The 19,790-nt window shown below is 42.1% G+C and carries 17 protein-coding genes and 2 tRNA genes; 10 read left to right on the forward strand and 9 right to left on the reverse strand.

Annotated features, from left to right (window positions below):
- Window positions 1-4: 4 nt before the first annotated feature.
- The 4 genes from ffh to panC form a co-directional block, all read right to left on the reverse strand.
- Window positions 5-1,330, reverse strand: coding sequence for a signal recognition particle protein (gene ffh / locus HMPREF1536_RS03995; protein ID WP_028727001.1), 1,326 nt, complete (start codon window positions 1,328-1,330; stop codon window positions 5-7).
- A gap of 79 nt (window positions 1,331-1,409) precedes the next feature.
- Window positions 1,410-2,732: an MATE family efflux transporter gene (locus tag HMPREF1536_RS04000; protein WP_028727000.1), complete on the reverse strand. Its 1,323-nt coding sequence runs from the start codon at window positions 2,730-2,732 to the stop codon at window positions 1,410-1,412.
- A gap of 111 nt (window positions 2,733-2,843) precedes the next feature.
- Window positions 2,844-3,194: an aspartate 1-decarboxylase gene (gene panD, locus HMPREF1536_RS04005; RefSeq protein WP_028726999.1), complete on the reverse strand. Its 351-nt coding sequence runs from the start codon at window positions 3,192-3,194 to the stop codon at window positions 2,844-2,846.
- A gap of 22 nt (window positions 3,195-3,216) precedes the next feature.
- Complete coding sequence (gene panC / locus HMPREF1536_RS04010) at window positions 3,217-4,059, reverse strand: pantoate--beta-alanine ligase (RefSeq protein ID WP_028726998.1); 843 nt, start codon at window positions 4,057-4,059, stop codon at window positions 3,217-3,219.
- A 99-nt stretch (window positions 4,060-4,158) separates the two neighbouring features.
- Here panC and HMPREF1536_RS04015 point away from each other — a divergent pair, with 99 nt between their 5' ends.
- Together HMPREF1536_RS04015 and HMPREF1536_RS04020 are read left to right on the forward strand one after the other, a co-directional pair.
- On the forward strand, window positions 4,159-4,977 hold the full coding sequence (locus HMPREF1536_RS04015; RefSeq protein ID WP_028726997.1) for a glycogen/starch synthase: 819 nt from the start codon (window positions 4,159-4,161) through the stop codon (window positions 4,975-4,977).
- A 16-nt stretch (window positions 4,978-4,993) separates the two neighbouring features.
- Window positions 4,994-6,373 carry a DUF4270 domain-containing protein gene (locus HMPREF1536_RS04020; protein WP_028726996.1) on the forward strand — a complete coding sequence of 460 codons (1,380 nt, stop codon included), beginning with the start codon at window positions 4,994-4,996 and terminating at the stop codon, window positions 6,371-6,373.
- 75 nt (window positions 6,374-6,448) lie between these two features.
- Here the strand turns inward: HMPREF1536_RS04020 and HMPREF1536_RS04025 are convergent, their stop codons facing one another.
- Genes HMPREF1536_RS04025 through HMPREF1536_RS04035 form a run of 3 tightly spaced genes read right to left on the reverse strand, consistent with a single transcriptional unit; the run spans window position 6,449 to window position 10,991 of the window.
- A complete protein-coding gene (locus tag HMPREF1536_RS04025; protein ID WP_028726995.1) occupies window positions 6,449-7,750 on the reverse strand; it encodes a glycoside hydrolase family 57 protein in 1,302 nt (433 codons plus the stop codon).
- 17 nt (window positions 7,751-7,767) lie between these two features.
- Window positions 7,768-9,036: a glycosyltransferase family 4 protein gene (locus HMPREF1536_RS04030; protein ID WP_028726994.1), complete on the reverse strand. Its 1,269-nt coding sequence runs from the start codon at window positions 9,034-9,036 to the stop codon at window positions 7,768-7,770.
- A 14-nt stretch (window positions 9,037-9,050) separates the two neighbouring features.
- Window positions 9,051-10,991 (reverse strand): glycogen debranching enzyme N-terminal domain-containing protein, encoded by a 1,941-nt coding sequence (locus HMPREF1536_RS04035; RefSeq protein WP_028726993.1) that lies wholly within the window; start codon window positions 10,989-10,991, stop codon window positions 9,051-9,053.
- Between the two features lie 634 nt (window positions 10,992-11,625).
- Here HMPREF1536_RS04035 and HMPREF1536_RS04040 point away from each other — a divergent pair.
- The 4 genes from HMPREF1536_RS04040 (at window position 11,626) to HMPREF1536_RS04055 (ending at window position 16,433) form a co-directional block, all read left to right on the forward strand.
- The gene (locus HMPREF1536_RS04040; protein WP_028726992.1) at window positions 11,626-13,701 is read left to right on the forward strand and encodes a M3 family metallopeptidase; all 2,076 of its coding nucleotides are present in this window, start codon (window positions 11,626-11,628) and stop codon (window positions 13,699-13,701) included.
- Window positions 13,702-13,786: 85 nt separating this feature from the next.
- Window positions 13,787-14,221, forward strand: a complete 435-nt coding sequence (locus HMPREF1536_RS04045; protein ID WP_028726991.1) for a dCMP deaminase family protein — start codon at window positions 13,787-13,789, stop codon at window positions 14,219-14,221.
- A gap of 12 nt (window positions 14,222-14,233) precedes the next feature.
- The gene (locus HMPREF1536_RS04050; protein WP_028726990.1) at window positions 14,234-15,955 is read left to right on the forward strand and encodes a S41 family peptidase; all 1,722 of its coding nucleotides are present in this window, start codon (window positions 14,234-14,236) and stop codon (window positions 15,953-15,955) included.
- The gene (locus HMPREF1536_RS04055) at window positions 15,864-16,433 is read left to right on the forward strand and encodes a 5-formyltetrahydrofolate cyclo-ligase (RefSeq protein WP_081693279.1); all 570 of its coding nucleotides are present in this window, start codon (window positions 15,864-15,866) and stop codon (window positions 16,431-16,433) included. Before HMPREF1536_RS04050 ends, HMPREF1536_RS04055 begins: the two co-directional genes overlap by 92 nt.
- Here HMPREF1536_RS04055 and HMPREF1536_RS04060 read toward each other — a convergent pair.
- Together HMPREF1536_RS04060 and recF are read right to left on the reverse strand one after the other, a co-directional pair.
- On the reverse strand, window positions 16,423-16,716 hold the full coding sequence (locus tag HMPREF1536_RS04060) for a DciA family protein (protein ID WP_028726988.1): 294 nt from the start codon (window positions 16,714-16,716) through the stop codon (window positions 16,423-16,425). The two genes, HMPREF1536_RS04055 and HMPREF1536_RS04060, sit on opposite strands and share 11 nt — an antisense overlap.
- Window positions 16,713-17,816, reverse strand: a complete 1,104-nt coding sequence (gene recF / locus HMPREF1536_RS04065) for a DNA replication/repair protein RecF (RefSeq protein ID WP_028726987.1) — start codon at window positions 17,814-17,816, stop codon at window positions 16,713-16,715. Before recF ends, HMPREF1536_RS04060 begins: the two co-directional genes overlap by 4 nt.
- Window positions 17,817-17,951: 135 nt before the next feature.
- On the opposite strand from recF, the gene HMPREF1536_RS04070 reads away from it, so the two are divergent.
- From HMPREF1536_RS04070 to HMPREF1536_RS04085, 4 genes are all read left to right on the forward strand, one after another.
- Entirely contained in the window at window positions 17,952-18,635 is a 684-nt protein-coding gene (locus tag HMPREF1536_RS04070) for a tetratricopeptide repeat protein (protein WP_028726986.1), read from the forward strand.
- A gap of 78 nt (window positions 18,636-18,713) precedes the next feature.
- On the forward strand, window positions 18,714-19,196 hold the full coding sequence (gene ribH, locus HMPREF1536_RS04075) for a 6,7-dimethyl-8-ribityllumazine synthase (RefSeq protein WP_028726985.1): 483 nt from the start codon (window positions 18,714-18,716) through the stop codon (window positions 19,194-19,196).
- Between the two features lie 55 nt (window positions 19,197-19,251).
- Window positions 19,252-19,334, forward strand: a tRNA-Tyr gene (locus HMPREF1536_RS04080).
- A 26-nt stretch (window positions 19,335-19,360) separates the two neighbouring features.
- Window positions 19,361-19,433: transfer RNA gene (locus HMPREF1536_RS04085), tRNA-Gly, on the forward strand.
- Window positions 19,434-19,790 lie beyond the last annotated feature (357 nt).

A 19,790-nucleotide genomic window follows, 5' to 3' on the forward strand; every position in this document is an offset into this window, starting at 1 on the left:
ATATTTATCTTTTAAACGAAGGGAATTTCTTGCTTCCCGGTTTAGCAGCTGTAAGCATACGCATCATCTTACGGGTTTCGTCAAACTGCTTGATCAGTTTGTTTACTTCCTGTATCGTTGTTCCGCTACCTTTAGCGATACGCTGGCGGCGTGTGCCATTCAGGATAGCCGGATTAGTTCGTTCATCCGGAGTCATCGAGTAGATGATCGCTTCGATACTCTTGAATGCATTATCATCGATATCTATATCCTTCAATGCCTTACCGACACCCGGAATCATAGAAGCCAACTCTTTCAGGTTACCCATCTTCTTAATCTGCTGGATCTGGGCTATGAAGTCGTTGAAATCGAACTGGTTCTTGGCAATCTTCTTCTGCAAACGTTTTGCCTCTTCTTCGTCGTACTGTTCCTGGGCACGTTCTACCAACGAAACGATATCACCCATACCGAGGATACGGTCGGCCATACGTTCAGGGTGGAAGATATCGAGGGCATCCATCTTTTCACCGGTTCCGACAAACTTGATCGGCTTGTCTACTACCGTACGGATAGAAAGGGCGGCACCACCGCGGGTATCACCATCCAGCTTAGTCAGGACTACACCATCGAAATCAAGACGGTCGTTAAATTCCTTCGCCGTATTGACAGCATCCTGTCCGGTCATGGAGTCAACAACAAACAAGGTTTCATCCGGTTGGATAGCGCTCTTGATAGCAGCGATCTCATTCATCATCTGCTCGTCGATAGCCAGACGACCGGCGGTATCGACAATCACGACGTCGTTGCCTTTCGCACGGGCTTCACGGATCGCATTCATTGCGATCTCTACCGGATTCTTATTTTCCAGTTCCATATAAACAGGTACACCTACCTGTTCACCTACCACACGCAACTGTTCGATAGCGGCCGGACGATAGACGTCACAAGCAGCCAGTAACGGCTTCTTATTCTTTTTCGTTTTCAGCAAGTTAGCCAGTTTACCGGAGAAAGTAGTCTTACCGGAACCTTGCAGACCCGACATCAGGATAACAGCCGGCGATCCTTTCAGATCGACATCGATAGCTGTTCCACCCATCAGACTGGCCAACTCGTCATGTACAATCTTGACCATCAACTGACTGGGCTTAACAGATGTAAGCACATTCTGTCCCAACGCCTTTTCCTTTACTGTATCGGTAAACGACTTGGCTACTTTATAGTTTACGTCGGCATCAAGCAAAGCTTTACGCACATCTTTCAGTGTTTCAGCCACATTGATCTCGGTGATCTTACCTTCACCTTTCAACAGTTTAAACGACCTGTCTAACCTTTCGCTTAAATTTTCAAACATAATTTGTATGTGTATTTATTTTTTTCTTTCTAATTTCTAACGTAATAGGGTGCAAAGGTAAGAAAAAGGATGTAAACCTCTAAATCTTTTTATTCTGCCAGGCTGCTTTTTTCAAATAAATTACACTTGCCACCAACAGACCCGTATAATAAATTACTTCTGTCAGGAAACAAATGGCGACAGGCAACCCCAAACGCATACCTGCCACATAAATGAACAGGGAATAAAAGACCAGCACAACGACCTCTATCGCAAAAGCCGAACGTGTATTACCAGTACCTGTCACCCCATTGAACACAATATTAGCAACGGCAGCGATCAGCAAAGCACCCGAAATCACATAAAGCGATGGTATAGAAGCTTGTATCAAAGATGTATCATTCGTATAGACAGACAGTATCGTTGAGGGGAAAAAGCATGCAATACACACAAACACCGCCATAATACCTAAAGATATTTTTGAAATTTTCCGAATGATCGGGATCACTTGTTTTTTATAACCGGCACCGATACTGTTACTCACAAAAGTATTGGTCGCCGTCGACAAGGAGTTGACAGGGATCAGTAAAACGATATAAACACTCCTTACTATATTTGCAATAGCCAGCTCACGTTGTCCCTGGTGTTCCACAGCGACAAAGAGCATGAAATAAGTACTGAGCGAAATAAAATACTGGAGCATGGTAAAAACTGAGATATCCAGTACACGCTTCAACAGCTTGACATCAAATGAACGGAACTGGTTCAAAGCGTACTTCTTTATATCCACCGTCAAATAAGTATAAATCAAAAAGAACAAAATAGAGACCGCTTCCGCAGCCACCGAAGCAATTGCAGCTCCTTTGATTCCCATCTCAGGGAGACCACCTTTCCCGAATATCAACAGGTAATCCAGCAGTACATTCGTCAGGGCCATCACTATGGCATTCAAAGTCAGCACCTTCGTCCGGGTGATACCGATAAACAAGGCACGGAACATTACATTTACGAAAGAGAAGAAAAATCCGAACACACGCCAGTTCAGAAACTCCTCCGTAGCATTCAGGATTGTATCCGACGAAATCATGAACCGCATAATATCCCCGGCAAAAAAACGGGACACTGCGAACATAACAGCCGCCAATGCCAGCAAAAAGAAGACGCCCTGTATCATGACCGGCCCTACATCACTGTATCGCCGTTCCCCATTCCTTCGTGCCATCACGATCTGCGAACCGGTACTGAACCCGAAAGCGATCGTAAACACACAGATATAATAGAGCCCACCCATCGCAGAGGCTCCCAACTCAACTTCTCCTACCCTACCCAGAAAAGCCGTATCGGTCACATTAATAATGTTCTGTGCCAACAAGCTTAAGAAAATAGGATAACTTACATTCCAGATTTGTTTATTAGTGTACATACTCTATAACTTTATTCTACAGAAAACACAAGGCCACAAAAAAAGCCCGCCGACGACCGGCGAGCTTCTTTATTATTGTTTAAAAACATTCTAAATTCTGCTACCGATGCTCTATATCAGTTTATTTGTTGCTGTATCCGGAAATACAACAGCCGGTTTAAATGTTTTGGCTTCTTCAAAGTCCATCAAGGCATACGACATGATGATAATGATATCGCCAGGCTGTGCCTTACGGGCTGCCGCACCGTTCAGACAAATCACACCGGATCCACGTTCGCCTTTAATAATATACGTTTCAAAACGTTCACCGTTATTGTTGTTCACAATAGCCACCTTTTCATTCGCAATCAGGTTAGCGGCATCCAGCAAATCCTCATCGACAGTAATACTACCGATATAATTCAGATTAGCTTCTGTTACCGTCACCCGGTGAATCTTTGATTTAACTACCTCTATAAACATCGTTTTTTATATAAATTGATTATCACTTATACCTCACGTTATCGATCAACCGGACTTCACCGCAATAAACCGTGATACAGCCTACTGCATACTCGGTATCCGACCAGTCTTTAATCGATTCCATCGTGATCCCGTCTACGATTTCGTAATATTCCACGCGCATAACAGGGTCGGCATTAATCGTATTCACAACATAATCAATCGTCTCCTGCACGCTTTTACCGGCTGCAAAGTTAGTACTTTCTTTTAACGTACGTGCTATTAACGGTGCTTTTTGACGTTGTTCAGGTGTCAAACGTACATTACGGCTACTTAATGCCAGTCCGTCATCCTCACGCAGGATCGGGCAAGCGTTAATTTTTACCGGAATATTCAACTGTTTTACCATAGCACGGATAACAGCGATCTGCTGAAAGTCCTTTTCTCCGAAATAGGCATTGTCGGGTTCCACGGCGTAGAATAGTTTGCTTACGATCTGGGCAACCCCATTGAAGTGTCCCGGACGGCGCGCGCCTTCCATCACAGCCGATACTGTTCCAAAATCAAAAGTACGTGTATCCGGTTCGGGATACATCTCCGTTTCTGTCGGTGCAAATACATAATCGCAACCGACCGGTTCCAATAATGCACTGTCCTTATCCAATGTCCGGGGGTAAGTGGCAAGGTCATTTTTGTCGTTAAACTGAGTCGGATTTACGAATATGCTTACTACGCATACATCGTTTTCTTCCACGCAACGCTTCACCAGGCTCAGATGTCCGTTGTGTAATGCTCCCATAGTAGGAACAAAGCCTATTTGCTTGTTATGCTGCCGTTCTTCGGCTAGATAACGCTTTAATTCTTGAATGCTGTTTACTATTTTCATCATTTAGATGCTTATTGACGGTGCAAAGCAAATAAATAATTACCGTAAATGAAAGAAATTTATTATCTTTGTGCCGTCTTTATAAAACTAGTTTACAGAATGGATGCAAAAAAAATCTTGTTTATAGCTCAAGAAATAACACCCTACCTTCCCGAATCTGAGATTGCAACAATATGCAGAAACTTGCCGCAAGGCATTCAGGAGCGTGGTCGCGAAATCAGAACTTTCATGCCTAAATTCGGTAATATCAACGAGCGACGTAATCAGTTGCACGAGGTAATCCGACTGTCAGGTATGAACCTTATCATTGATGATACAGATCACCCTCTGATCATCAAGGTAGCATCTATTCAGGCCGCACGCATGCAGGTTTACTTCATTGATAATGAAGACTTCTTTCAGCGTAAACACACTGTCTGCGATGACAATGGGAATGAGTACGAAGATAACGACGATCGTTCAATCTTCTATGTGCGTGGCGTATTGGAAACCGTAAAGAAACTGCGCTGGATACCGGATGTGATCCATTGCCACGGATGGATCTCTGCACTGACTGCATTATACATAAAAAGAATGTACGCGGACGATCCATGTCTTAAAAATGCAAAAATAGTCTATTCTATTTATAATGATGACTTTAATACACCGTTTAGAAAAGAGTTTGCAAACAAACTAAAAACAGACGGGGCTAAAGACAGCGATCTGAAAGGCATAAAAGCCGATACCAGCTTCGCCGGCCTGACTAAACTGGCCATCGACTTTGCCGACGGTGTGATACAAGGTAGTGAAACGATCAACCAGGATGTTCTGGACTATATTGCAACCAAAAAGGATACTCCGTTCCTTCCTTACCAGTCGCCGGAAACTTATATGGATGCATTCAACGAATTTTACGATGTCGTATTAGATTCTAAATAAGTGAGAGAAAAAAATGATGAAGATCAAGCCTTTATTAATTGGCCTGGGCTTGGGAATAACAATCCTGAGTGGGTGTAGTGATGATTTGAATCTGGTTGGCTCGACTATTCAGCCTGGCGGAGACAAGATGCCCGTATATGTAGATACTTTTCAGATGCAGGCGACAACCTTGCTGATGGATTCAGTATATGCAAGAACGACTAATGGACTACTCGGTGAGTTTTATGATCCGTTGTACGGTAATGTGAAGTCTGATTATATCTGTCAGTTCTACTGCCCGGATGATTTTAAATTCCAACATGAACCTATCAACGGACAGATTGACTCTGTCGATTTTAAAATTATGTATCAGGATAAGGCATGGGTTGGTGACTCATTAACTCCTATGCGTGCCCAGATATATCCGGTAACCAAACAGCTGGAAAGAGATTTCTATACCAACTTCGATCCGACAGATTATTGCAATATGCAGGAATCGTTGGGGATGCAGACTTATACGGCTTATGATAATTCAGTGCCTGATAGTGTAAGAAACCATAAATATAATGATCAATACACTTATATTCCAACCATCACAATCCGGATGCCCAAAACGTTTGGACAAAAGATTTATGATGAGACGGTTAATAATCGCGGTACATTCAGCAGCCAGGAGAATTTCAACGAATTTTTCCCGGGATTATATATAACCAATACATACGGTAGCGGAAATATTCTTCAAATCACCTATTCTTCTATTTCTATCTATTATAGATATAATGTTAAAGGAAGCCAGAATCAGGACTCGACTGTATACAGCAGTGAAACGCTGAACGTAACCAAAGAAGTGTTACAGTTAAATCGATTTGAGAATACCACCGACTTGAGTCCATTGTTGCAACCTAATGATTCAATTACTTATCTGAAGACTCCGGCTGGTGTTTATACACAGTTGGTTATTCCGGCTAAAGATATTGCAGAAAGAATCAATGATCGTATAATCAACAATATACCTTTGACAATAAAGGCTTTGCCGCAAGAAAACTGGCAATGGGCATTGAGTGCTCCGGCTAACTTATTATTGTTACCCAAAGATTCTTTGGCTACTTTCTTTGTCAACAATAAGATAGAAGATAGTAATACATCTTTCCGTGCTGAATATTCAAACAGTAGCCGCTCTTATAACTTTAGTAATATAGCTAATCTGATGCAGGAACATATAAAGAATAATCCGGAAAAAGACATGGTATTACTTCTTGTTCCGGTAGATCGTGTTGTTGGCGAGTCACAAAACTATTATGGTCAGACAACTTATTACACAGCTGCAATAAACAACTACTTACTTCCGTCAGGTGTAAAGCTACTCAAGACGCCAGAAGCAATGAAGATTATTGTTACAACAACAAGCTATAAGTAACATTCAAAAGAATACATACAAATAAAAAAGCGCTGATAATTTTAGTTTATCAGCGCTTTTTTATTATTGAAGAGGCTATTGTTTAGTTTTTGCAGCTTTCTTTTTTAACTTATCTACTTCTTTCTGAAGAGTCTCGATCTCAATACCCTGATTCTTAATTGTAGTCAACAATGAGTTTAATTCTTCATTATCTACATCAATTGGATACAAGGCATTGACACGGCTAATGAAATCCCCAAGGATATTCATATAGTTCGTAAACGCATCATAAGGAGAATCATAGATACCGCGATTCAACCAAATCCCCGTATTCTTTGTAGTCATGAAACGGAAATTATTACTTGCTTGCAAATAATCCCAGTCCTGCTTGATACGACGGTCGTCAGACAGGTGAATACGTTCCGCTACACTATAAAGCTTATTGAATGCCTCACGCTGCATCACGTTACCCAACCAGCAACTGGTATCTCTTTCTTCATCTATCCATGACATTGGATAAGGAACATCAACCTGATCCACCGATTTCAATTTAGTAACAATTTCCGTCGGTGTAGAGAAAGTAATTCCTCTTTCTTTTGCACAAGCCGGCAATGCTTTGATGAAACTCAAGATATTAGAAGATAGCGGTTGTGCAATTCCTAAAGCCCCAAGTTCCATAAATATATTGATAACCTGCTCTTCTTCAGGAAATGCAGCAATCCAATCCATATACTTATCAGCAAACAATGGATATTCACTCCAATCTGAATTAGAGAAACGCAAACTGATATCATCCGATAATTTGAAATCACGAAGCAACAACTTCAGATTCGGGTTGTATGCGCAATGATATAAATAATGAGCGCTCTTCCAGCCTAAAACATGTTTAGCACCTTCCGTCAGCATACCCTTAAATCCCATGCTGGCAACCAAAGCACCAATTTCATTCGAATAGATCAAGCTTGAATTACGGAACACTTTCGGAGTTTGTCCGAATACCTGTTTGATCTTTTTCTTCATACGGTCTACTTCTTCCCGGAAACACTCCTCATTTGCCAATGAAGACAAACTGTGTGAATAAGGTTCACACAAGAATTCACAGCAACCGGTATCGTTCAACTGATGCAGCAGTTCGATCACTCTGGGTGCATACACTTCCAACTGCTCCATAGCCACACCTGAGATTGAAAATGCGACTTTAAATGCCCCTCCATTCTCTTTTGCCATTTCAAGCAATGTTGTTAGAGCAGGAATATACGAACGTTCTGCAATATCGCTGATACTGCGTTCATTTTCATAATCATCATAATAGTAATGATCGGTACCTATATCAAAGCAACGATAACGTTTCAGATGAATAATTTGATGTATTTCAAAATAAAGACAGATTGTTTTCATATCTAGTTATTGTTTTATTATTTACCGTAATTCTTTAAAACATCCTCATAAAGTGCCCGGATTCGCAAACCGACTTTTTCCCAGGTAATACTATCGACCTCCTTCTTTCCTTCTTCCTGAAGATATTTGAAAAGAGACTCGTTTGTACAAAGAGAATAAATAGCATCGGCCATTGCATTGATATCCCAATAATCCGTCTTAATGACTTTATCAAGAATTTCACCGCATCCGGACTGCTTTGAGATAATAGAAGGCGTTCCGCACTGCATAGCTTCCAACGGAGCAATACCGAATGGCTCGGAAACGGAAGGCATTACGAACACATCACTGTTTTTATATGCTTCATACACCTGGCGTCCACGTTGGAAACCCGGAAAATGAAAACGGTCGGCAATGCCACGTTCAGCTGCCATATTGATCATTGCGTTCAACATATCGCCCGAACCTGCCATCACAAAACGAATATTGCGTGAACGTTTCAACACCAATGCAGCTGCTTCCACAAAATATTCCGGTCCTTTCTGCATAGTGATACGTCCCAGGAACGTAACCACTTTTTCTTTCGGATGCTCCGGACGAGGTATATCCAGCAACTCCTGCGAAAGTGGATAAACGGCATTGTGCATAGCGAAACATTTACGAGGATCCTGATGATATTCACGGATAACCGTCTGACGGGTCAGTTCCGATACGCACATGATACAATCGGCATGATCCATACCGTTCTTCTCCATCCCATATACGGTTGGATTCACCTTTCCACGCGAACGGTCGAAATCGGTAGCATGAACATGGATACATAATGGTTTTCCACTTACCAGTTTCGCATGTACTCCTGCCGGATAAGTCAGCCAGTCGTGCGCATGAATTATATCAAACTGCTGCTGTCGGGCTATAACTCCGGCTATAATAGAAAAATTATTGATCTCATCATGAAGATTTCCCGGATAACCTCCGGCAAATTCCATACATCCCAGATCATTGACATGCATATGAGAAAAGTCGGCATAAATATGATCGCGAAAAGCATAATACTGTTCCGGAGTCATATAATGAGGTAACCGCGATTTAAGATAGTCATAATCTACATCACGCCACACAACAGGCACCTGGTTCATACCTATGATGTTTAAAAAACCTTCTTCTTCTCCGGTCGGTTTCGGAAGACAGAAAGTCGTTTCCACATCTCCCTGTAAACTCAATCCTTTAGTGATACCATAAGATGCTACAGCAAGACCACCATATATTTTGGGAGGAAATTCCCATCCAAACATTAATACTTTCATATTGGCTCCTCCTATTAATAATTGTATTTACTCAATAAATATAACACTCGCAATATTTCTGCCACATTCATAGCAAAAGAAACAGCACCGCGTCCTTTGAAAGGAGGATTACCATCAAACAGTTCAGAAATCGAACCGATACAGTGAGATGACATTTCATCTTCATAACCAATCAAATAGCGTTCTATAAAGCCTAAAGCACTCATTTTATAAATACGAAGATAAGCTTCGAAATAAAAACCGGCTAACCATGGCCATGCAGTGCCTTGATGATAAGCATAATCGCGCTGAATCTGAGCTCCTACATAATTCGGATTATAACCTCCACTTTTCGGGCTCAACGAACGAAGACCTTTTGGCGTAAGCAATTCCTTCGTTACAATATCAAGCACTCCTTTTTTCTGACTGGCATTCAAAGGAGAATAATCAAAAGCTACGGCAAATATCATATTAGGACGGACACTCCAGTCCATCATATTTCCATCCACATAGTCTAACAGATAACCATACTCGTTCAAAAATGTTTCAACAAACGACTTACCGCTTCTTTCTGCCAAAACAGATAATTCAGCACTTAATTGTTCATTTCCTGCCTCACCCAGCAATTCGCCAACAAAGCGTAAAGCGTTATACCATAAAGTATTAATTTCTACAACAAAACCAGTTCTAGGTATTACCGGTCGTCCGTTAACAGTAGAATTCATCCATGTAACAGCCTTCTCTGTTCCGCGAGTATACAGCAAACCGTTGTCAAGCAGAGACAGGTTAGGATGTTTGTTGCTGCAAAGAAATGCCATGATATCCTCTAACAATACACCATATTTCTCACGACATGCATCACGTGACACCATTTTGGCATACTGCTGGATACACCACACAGCCCAAAGCAAGATATCAGGATGGTCCATTTCATAAACTCGCAGGTCGTTTGTCTCATTATTCATGTATGCATACACCGCTTTACGGGCTGTTTCCATCACGACTTCAAATTTAGACTTTTCGTCAATAGCCAGCGTTAGTCCCGGCAAGGATATAAACATGTCGCGAGCACGACACTTAAACCAAGGATAACCTGCCAGAATATAAAACTCCTCTCCCTGCTTATTCAAAAATTGATGAGCCGCATTGATGAGACAATGTTTGAATGTATCACGTGGGGTGCGCTCTTCCATTTCATCTTCAAATGTCTTTTTTAGCGCACGTGTATTCGTCTCGGAAACACCTCCGGAGAAAACAACACTTTCACCTTTCTTTATATCTACTTCAAAATATCCGGGAACATAAAGGTCTTCATTAAAATCATATCCTCTCTCCTGCTCTTTCGGATATTCGATACCACGATACCAGTCCGGCTGAAAATGGAATTCATTTTTTTTGTTTAACTGCATGTACAATTCAGGATATCCCGGATACATACATGTCTTAATACCATTTGTGACAACCTGATATTCACGACTGGCCTGTGCATTCTCGTGCGTATACTGACGTACACTACGAAAAGCCAAAAACGGACGTAAACGCAACGTTGTAGCAGAATGTGCATCCAGCAATGTATAACGAATCAAAATTCGGTTTTCATGATGAACAAAAAGTTTTTCTTTTTTTAAAATAACTCCACCTACCCTGTAGATAGTTGTCGGAACTTTCTCACATTCAAACTCACGAATGTATTTATGTCCGTTCGGACTATAATTATCACCCTGATACTTATGAAGACCTAAATTAAATTCAGCCCCATGCTGTATAACTGTTTCATCCAACGAAGATAACAACACATGGTTTTCATCATCTAGTTCTGGCACCGGAATGACAAGTAATCCATGATACTTTCGCGTGTTACAATCCGCGATAGTGGTACAATGATAGGCTCCTGAACGATTCGTACGGAGAATCTCCCTGGGCAGGGACTCCTCCAGGTTTGTCATAAGAGTCTTGTCAAATTTAAGATAACTCATATTGTATTTGGTTTTAAGTTTATGCTCATATAATGAAAATGATATGATATACAGATCAAATGTATCACTTAAAAACAAAAAAAACAAATCAGCTTTCATATTTATTTAGAAACTGATTTTTTTTACAACTCCGAAATGATTGATAAATAAACCCTTAGAAAATAAAGAACTTCTATGAATGTGTTGTCAAACACATGAACAGTTGTTAAAAACTCAAAACAAGCTACTGTATGAATATCTTAGACTGACTAAAAAAAAGCCTGATAAGTATACCATTTAGAAAAATGTACCCGTAAAGAAAACAACAAAAGCTCCCTTTCCGGAGTTATAAAACAAAAGCGGGAAGCTAAAGTATACCAATTGTTGGCAAATGCTGATGCTGGCAGACTTTTCCACCAACAAAATTACTGTCCGATAGTTATCGGCAAGCCTGCTTATAACTGTCGGCAAGCTTGTTGATAATTATCGACAAGCCTGCAGATAACTATCGGCAAGCGATCCGTTTGGCAACAGAATTTAGAAATATAAAGGGAATTTATTCAGTAACACAGCTATTTTTTCCATCTTTGTGCCGGGAAATAAACAGGTTGTTTCCGGCAATATGGACTATAATAATATATAATGTATAAGAGATATGACACAAACAACTCATAATCCGTTTTTCTTCAGTTATAACACCCCATTCGATACACCTCCTTTCAACGAGATAAAAACCGAACATTACGAACCGGCTTTCGACGAAGGGATCAAGCAACTCGACAGCGAGGTGCAGGCCATCGCCAACGAAACACAGCCTGCAACCTTCGAAAATACAATCGTTGCTCTGGAGCAAAGCGGCAAACTGCTGAACAAAGTCAGTTCAGCCTTTTTCAATGTGCTGAATGCGGAAGCCGATGACGAAATGATGGAGATCTCACAAAGGATATCCCCCAAACTGTCGGAAAGTTCCAATAATATCTTTTTGAATGAAAAGCTATTTGCACGTGTCAAAAGCGTGTATGAACAAAAAGACAGGCTCAACCTTTCTACCGAAGACGCCAAATTGTTGGAAGAAACATTTGAATCGTTCTCTGTTCGTGGTGCCAACCTGAATCCGGAGGACAAAGAGAAGTACCGCAAGTTAAGTACAGACCTGAGTATCCTATCTCTGACATTCGACCAGAATGCATTGAAAGATAAAAACAGGTACGAGCTGCTTCTAACCGATGAGAAAGATTTGTCCGGCCTGCCCGAAAGCATTCGTGAAGCCGCCGCTCACCGTGCCAAAGAAAAAGGGAAAGAGGGCTGGTTATTCAATCTGACTGCACCGAGTTACGTTCCATTCATGCGTTATGCCGATTCCCGCAAACTGCGTGAGGCGATGTACCGGGAATATATGAGCGTCGGAAACAAAGGAGATGAATATGACAATAAAGAGATCATCCGCCAGATCGTCAATATCCGGTTGGAGATAGCCCGCCTGATGGGTTACAACACGTATGCGGAATATTCGCTTAAGCATACGATGGCTAAAAATCCGACAACCGTCTATAACCTGCTGGATCAATTGCTGGCTGCCTATAAGCCTGTCGCCATCAACGAATATAATGCCGTACAAGGATTCGCGATGGGAACGGAAAAAGAAAACATCACCGTCATGCCCTGGGACTGGAGCTATTATTCGGAAAAGCTGAAAGATATCCGTTTCGATGTAAACGATGAAATGACACGTCCATATTTTGAACTGAACAATGTTAAAAAGGGAGTTTTCGGACTTGCCACGCAACTATACGGTATCACATTCAAGGAGAACAAAGAGATATCGGTCTATCATCCGGAAGTCGATGCTTACGAAGTGTATGATGCCGATGGCAAATTTCTCTCCATCCTCTACACCGACTTCCATCCGCGCGACGGAAAGCAGTCGGGAGCCTGGATGAACAGCATCAAGGAACAACAGCACGAAGCTGACGGAAAAGACAGCCGCCCACAAATCATTATCGTGATGAACTTTACGCGGCCAACCGAAACGAAACCATCATTGCTGACTTTCGATGAAGTAAACACATTACTCCACGAGTTCGGACATGCACTGCACGGAATGTTTGCAGAAGAAAAATACGCCAGCCTTTCCGGAACGAACGTATACCGCGATTTTGTGGAACTTCCCTCGCAACTCATGGAAAACTGGCTGACGGAAAAAGAATTCCTGGATCAGATAGCCGTACATTACGAAACAGGGGAAAAGATCCCGCAGGAACTCGTCCGTAAACTGGTGGACGCATCTAATTTCAACACCGGTTATTTCTGTTGCCGCCAGTTAAGTTTCGGGTTGCTCGACATGGCCTGGCATACACAAACCGTCCCGTTCGAAGGGGATGTGATCACTTTTGAGAAACAGGCCTGGGCGCAGACCGTTATCGTGCCGGAGGTTCCCGGGACATTGATGAGCAGTAGCTTCGGACATATCTTCTCCGGCGGTTATGCAGCCGGATACTATGGATACAAATGGGCGGAAGTGCTGGATGCCGATGCATTCTCTGTATTCAAGGAAGCCGGGATATTCAACCGGGAAACAGCCCGTTCGTTCCGCGAAAACATATTATCCAAAGGAGGAACGGAAGACCCGGCCATATTGTATAAACGCTTCCGCGGACAGGAGCCGACGATCGATGCCCTGCTCATCAGAAACGGGATCAAACAGGCTGAACCGAAAGCAAATAGCAATTGATATAAAAATAGCTAAACATACAATAGTTAAATCAATTATATTTACCTTTGCTAGCTGAATAATTAAGGATAAAATCAGGTAAACAATGTGCGAAAAAACAGAAAAGCAATACGAACTGGATAAACGTTACCTGCGGATGGCCGCAGTCTGGGCAGAGAATTCGTATTGCAAACGACGTCAGGTCGGAGCACTGATAGTTAAAGACCAGATGATCATTTCCGATGGATACAACGGAACACCGGCCGGTTTTGAGAATATCTGTGAAGATGAGAACAATGTAACCAAACCTTATGTGTTACATGCCGAGGCGAATGCTATAACCAAGGTGGCTGCATCATCAAACAGCAGCAAGGGTGCTACGATCTATGTCACTTCGGCTCCTTGTATAGAGTGTGCCAAGCTGATCATCCAATCGGGCATCAAACGTGTTGTCTATTCTGAAAAATACCGGATGGAAGACGGGTGCAATTTATTGCATCGTGCCGGAATTAGTATAGAATACATTGATATAAACGAATAAATATACGTTTTTATGAACAAGAACAGAAGGCTGACCATCTGGTTGCCTGTAATTATTGCAGCAAGTATTGCTCTCGGTATCTTTATCGGGAACCATTATCTTTCTCTTACACAAAACGGCAAACGCCGGATGTTTTCCAGCGGAAATAAAATAAATGCGATACTCGACATCATTGACGAACAATATGTCGATACTGTAAATATGAAATCGTTGGTGGAAGGGACTATTCCTAAAATATTCAGCGAACTCGATCCGCACTCCGTTTATATTTCTGCCGAAGATGCCTCCATCGTGAACGAAGATCTGGAAGGTTCATTCAGCGGTATCGGGGTCTCTTTCAATATGCAGACTGATACGATCCTCGTGATCAGCGTTATATCCGGAGGCCCGGCAGAAAAAGCTGGACTGCTTCCGTTCGACCGTATCATTACGATTAACGACTCGATCTATTCCGGCAACAGTACCAGCCAGGCTAAGATCATGCGCACATTACGTGGTGCAAAGAACAGTACTGTCAAGCTGGGTGTGAAACGTGGAGACACACCGGATCTGCTTTACTTCGATGTAACGCGCGGAGACGTACCGGTCAACTCGGTCGATGTATCTTACGAAGTGAGCAAAGGGATCGGCTACATCAAAGTCAGCAAGTTCGGACGAACAACCTATAACGAGTTTATCACGGCCATTGCCAAACTGAAAGAATTGGGATGTGACTCATTCGTTATCGACCTGCGTGGAAACACCGGTGGATATATGGATGCGGCTATCAATATGGTAAACGAATTTATGCCGGAGGGACGACTGATCGTTTACACGGAAGGGAAAGCTTTCCCGCGTAACGATGTTTATACTAACGGAACAGGGACTTGTAAGGAAACTCCTATCGTTGTTCTGACTGACGAATTTTCGGCTTCCGCCAGTGAGATTTTCTCGGGTGCTATCCAGGATAACGACCGCGGAATGATCGTTGGCCGTCGTACTTATGGCAAAGGACTGGTTCAATCGCCAATCAAACTGAGCGACGGTTCGGAAATACGCCTGACGATTGCCCGTTATTACACTCCTTCGGGACGAAGCATTCAGAAAGATTACAAACTGGGAGACTCGGCCGATTATGACCAGGATCTGTACAACCGCTTCATTCATGGTGAGTTCGACTCGGCCGACAGTATCAAGAATACGCATACGGAGAAATATCATACCATGATCGGCAGAACAGTATATGGCGGCGGCGGCATCATGCCGGATATCTTTATTCCGCGCGACACCAGTGGCATCACAACTTATTTCACAAGTATTGTAAACAGCGGAACACTTTATCTGTATGCACTTGAATATTCGGACAGAAATCGTGAGAAGTTATCCTCTTTCGCTACTTATCAGGATCTGTACAAGTACCTGCAGTCGCAACCTTTGCTTTATGACTTTACAAACTTCGCAGCAACCAAAGGCATCAAGAAACGCCCGAACCTGATTAATATTTCGGGTAAGCTGATCGAGAACCAGTTGCAGGCATACATCGTACGTAACTTCTTCGATGAAGCCGGATTTTATCCGATCTTCCTGAAGGACGACCCTACTTTATTGCGTGCGATCAAAATCATAAACGAAGGGAAATCAGTTCCTACAATCGAGAAAGAAAATGCAGACAAAGGAATTGCAGACAGCCAAGCAACAACTCCGAAAAGATATAGCCTCGCTAAAGAAATCATACGGGAAGACTATACTGCTTGACTTCTCTGAAAAGATATGGAAGCGGCTGGAAGAGACTGAACTCTTCCGGCAGGCTTCTTGTATTGCTTTATATTACTCCATACCCGGAGAAGTCCAGACAGCCGGATTACTCGAAAAATGGTTCGATAAAAAGCAACTCCTTCTCCCGCTGGTAGTCGGCGACGATCTCCGTCTTTTACCTTATAAAGGCTACGACAGCTTAACTCCGGGAGCTTTCGGCATTCCTGAGCCGAAGGACACAGAAACAACAGTCCCCGAATCAGATGTAGATTTAATAATCGTGCCCGGTGTCGCTTTCGATCGCCAACTGAACCGTATGGGACGGGGAAAAGGATATTACGACCGGCTGTTATCGACTTTACAGGCACCCAAGATCGGTATTTGTTTCGATTTTCAGTTACAGGAAAGTGTTCCGGTCGAACCGTTCGACAAGAAAATGGATATGATCATTACGGAAAACGAGATTATCACCGGATAATAATATCCCGGATAACGGTTGCTCCGGCATATTCATTCAAACTCTTCACCAATCTATCGCGGCACAAGGTTAATTCACTTCTCAGCACCGAAGAAGTAAGCGATACATATAATATATGATCGCGTACATATATATTACGGGTATATTGCATAACCATTGGCCCCAACACTTCCTTCCAGGCACGTTCGATACGGATCTCCAGAATCTTTTCGTATAATTCCGTATTGTCCTCGAAAAAATCTCTCAGGACTTCGCCGATAGCTTGTGTATTTTTACGCTTCATGCCGGATCCTCCATTGGTTGAACTTCTCCCTGCTCCACTTTGAACAAGGCATAATCATGCTCCATAGCCAAAAGGATCTCATCCAGATATTTCCGGTTGGTATCGGTTATGAATATCTGACCGAAGCTATCATCACTCACCAGCTTGATGATCTCCGCTACACGTGCCGCATCCAGTTTATCGAAGATATCATCCAGAAGCAAGATCGGGATAGTCTGCCCCTTTCTTGCCAAGAAAGCAAACTGAGCCAACTTCAAAGCAATCAGGTATGTTTTATTCTGTCCCTGCGATCCGACCCTGCGGATCAGATGTTCGTTCAGAGTCATTTCAAGTTCATCTTTATGAATGCCGTTGGATGTATAGCCTAAAATACGGTCGCGCTCCCTGTTGGCTGCCAGTAAATCGGGCAGGTCATTCCCTGCCAGTTGGGAGATATAACGCAAGCCGACCACTTCCGAAGAGCGACAGATCGTCTGATAATACTCATTGAAGATCGGAATAAAGCTTTCCACCAGCAACTGGCGCTTTTCAAAGACCATCCGCCCATACATCCCCAATTGCATCTCCAATACTTCATAGAGCGAAGCATCCATGCTTTGATTTTTCAGTAGCATATTCCGTTGAAGCAACGCTTTATTATATTGGATCAAGGCATGCAGGTATTGTTTATCCTGCTGCGAAATAATCAAATCCAGAAAACGACGGCGCTCGTCACTCCCCCCTTGGATCAAATCCGAATCTGCCGGAGAAACCATTACCAAAGGCAACAGGCCGATATGCTCCGACAGCTTATCGTATTCCTTCTTATTCCGTTTGAACTGTTTCCGCTGACGGCGGCGGATGGCGCAGAAGATCTCCTCCCCTCTTCCTTCATAATCATATTCACCCTGGATCACACACATATCCTGATCATTGTTTATAATCTGACTGTCAGGAGTATTTACATGACTCTTGCAAAACGAAAGATAATGAATCACATCCAACAGATTCGTCTTCCCCATCCCGTTATTTCCAAAGAAACAATTCATTTTGGGTGAGAAAGATACTTCCGACTGAAGAATATTTTTGTAATTAAGAATAGAAAGCTTTTTGAGTATCATCTGTACCATATTAATCGTACAAAATTAAAAAATATACTTCTAAGTATAGATTATATCAGTAAAAAAAACTACTTTTGCGCTTTGAATTGCCATTGGCATAAATCAGGATAAAATAATAAATAACTATAACACATTATGGCTACTAAGGAAAAAAACACCAACACGGAGTTAGAAGTAGAAGAAATTGTTTCGAAATCGGAGCAGTTTATTGAAAACAATTCAAAAAAGATCATTTACGGAATTATAGCTATCGCACTCGTTGTTGGAGCTGTTTTAGGAATTAAACACGGTTACATGATTCCTCAGCAAAAGAAAGCAGCCGCTGCTATATTTAAAGGAGAACAATATTTCGCTAAGGACTCTTTCGCTTTGGCATTGAACGGTAATGGTGCCGACTACGAAGGCTTTGAAGGGATCATCGACCAATATGGTAGCACAGCTTCCGGAAATCTGGCTAAAGCTTATGCCGGTATCTGCTACTTCAAAATGGGAGAAACTGAAAAAGCTTTAGATAAGTTGAAATCATTCAGCGGAGACGACAACATGATATCTCCGGCTATTATCGGCTTGATCGGTGACTGCTACGTGAATATGGGTAACATCAAAGAAGGTATCAGCTATTTCGAAAAAGCAGCAAAAAGCGCTGACAATGAAGTAATCAGCCCTGTTTATCTGAAGAAAGCCGGTATCGCTTACGAAAACCAGAAACAATACAGCGATGCTGTTAAAGCATACACTACGATCAAAGAAAAATATTTCAACTCAATGGAAGCTGCTGATATCGATAAGTATATCGCCCGTGCTTCTGCTGCTAAATAATATGAATCGTACGATATAAACTATACAAGAGGATGTCTCATCAAAAAAGGCATCCTTTTATTTTTTAAATACAAAGTTATGGCTACAGCTTATCAAAATTTATCAGACTACGACTTCAACAGTGTACCCGACGGTTCAGAAATGACATTCGGTATTGTAGTCGCAGAGTGGAATAAGCACATCACAGAGAAATTACTGGAAGGTGCATGCAATACACTGGAGAAACATGGTGTGAAACCGGAAAACATTTATGTAAAACGTGTTCCGGGCAGCTTCGAACTGACTTTCGGTGCTAAACGTATGGCAGAAACAAAAGATGTGAATGCTGTAATCGTTTTAGGATGCGTTGTAAGAGGTGATACTCCACATTTTGATTACGTTTGTTCAGGCGTTACACAGGGTATTACCGAACTGAACCTGATGTATGATATCCCGTTCATTTTCGGATTGTTAACTACCGACAACATGCAACAATCAGAAGATCGTGCCGGCGGTAAGTACGGAAATAAAGGGGATGAAGCTGCTGTGACTGCACTAAAAATGATACATTTTTCTGAGTAAACGCTTGCAGGTTTCAAAAATAATCGTACCTTTGCACTGCAATTGAAAATAATAGGGGCAGTTACCAGAGTGGCCAAATGGGGCTGACTGTAACTCAGCTGTCTTTCGACTTCGGTGGTTCGAATCCATCACTGCCCACTAACTTTTCAAAAGCCAATAAAATTGCGGAAGTAGCTCAGTTGATAGAGCATTAGCCTTCCAAGCTGAGGGTCGCGGGTTTGAGCCCCGTCTTCCGCTCTCAGGAAAAGGATAATCGAAAGGTTATCCTTTTTTTGTATACAAAAGTCCCGACTTTCACAAGCCGGGACTTTTTCGATTTAACCAAAATTCAACTATTATGAGAAAATTACAAAAAACAGTTGATCAACTAACATCAAACGTAAACCTTTTCATAGGCACAACTTTCTTAGAAAAGGTAGTCTGACAAACGTCTCTACCAGACTACCTGAAAGAAGAATCCCTTCTTCTTTCTTTCTTCATAGATTAAGGTATGCCTAGTCATTTCAATATGCGTTATAACACTTTTTACTTTTATCTCTTTCTCTGATGCAAATAAACGACAAAAAAAGACACCGACCAAGGAAATACAAGGCA

It is taken from the genome of Parabacteroides gordonii MS-1 = DSM 23371 (assembly GCF_000969825.1).
Lineage (GTDB): Bacteria > Bacteroidota > Bacteroidia > Bacteroidales > Tannerellaceae > Parabacteroides > Parabacteroides gordonii.

Bases quoted from the DNA above. Each gene is read 5' to 3' on its own strand.
- panD (WP_028726999.1), bottom strand. From the start codon at position 3,194: ATGTTTATAGAGGTAGTTAAATCAAAGATTCACCGGGTGACGGTAACA.
- HMPREF1536_RS04025 (WP_028726995.1), bottom strand. From the start codon at position 7,750: ATGAAAACAATCTGTCTTTATTTTGAAATACATCAAATTATTCATCTG.
- HMPREF1536_RS04070 (WP_028726986.1), top strand. From the start codon at position 17,952: ATGGCTACTAAGGAAAAAAACACCAACACGGAGTTAGAAGTAGAAGAA.
- HMPREF1536_RS04030 (WP_028726994.1), bottom strand. From the start codon at position 9,036: ATGAAAGTATTAATGTTTGGATGGGAATTTCCTCCCAAAATATATGGT.
- panC (WP_028726998.1), bottom strand. From the start codon at position 4,059: ATGAAAATAGTAAACAGCATTCAAGAATTAAAGCGTTATCTAGCCGAA.
- ribH (WP_028726985.1), top strand. From the start codon at position 18,714: ATGGCTACAGCTTATCAAAATTTATCAGACTACGACTTCAACAGTGTA.
- HMPREF1536_RS04000 (WP_028727000.1), bottom strand. From the start codon at position 2,732: ATGTACACTAATAAACAAATCTGGAATGTAAGTTATCCTATTTTCTTA.
- HMPREF1536_RS04050 (WP_028726990.1), top strand. From the start codon at position 14,234: ATGAACAAGAACAGAAGGCTGACCATCTGGTTGCCTGTAATTATTGCA.
- HMPREF1536_RS04055 (WP_081693279.1), top strand. From the start codon at position 15,864: ATGCAGACAAAGGAATTGCAGACAGCCAAGCAACAACTCCGAAAAGAT.
- HMPREF1536_RS04015 (WP_028726997.1), top strand. From the start codon at position 4,159: ATGGATGCAAAAAAAATCTTGTTTATAGCTCAAGAAATAACACCCTAC.
- HMPREF1536_RS04045 (WP_028726991.1), top strand. From the start codon at position 13,787: ATGTGCGAAAAAACAGAAAAGCAATACGAACTGGATAAACGTTACCTG.
- HMPREF1536_RS04040 (WP_028726992.1), top strand. From the start codon at position 11,626: ATGACACAAACAACTCATAATCCGTTTTTCTTCAGTTATAACACCCCA.
- recF (WP_028726987.1), bottom strand. From the start codon at position 17,816: ATGATACTCAAAAAGCTTTCTATTCTTAATTACAAAAATATTCTTCAG.
- HMPREF1536_RS04060 (WP_028726988.1), bottom strand. From the start codon at position 16,716: ATGAAGCGTAAAAATACACAAGCTATCGGCGAAGTCCTGAGAGATTTT.
- HMPREF1536_RS04035 (WP_028726993.1), bottom strand. From the start codon at position 10,991: ATGAGTTATCTTAAATTTGACAAGACTCTTATGACAAACCTGGAGGAG.
- ffh (WP_028727001.1), bottom strand. From the start codon at position 1,330: ATGTTTGAAAATTTAAGCGAAAGGTTAGACAGGTCGTTTAAACTGTTG.
- HMPREF1536_RS04020 (WP_028726996.1), top strand. From the start codon at position 4,994: ATGAAGATCAAGCCTTTATTAATTGGCCTGGGCTTGGGAATAACAATC.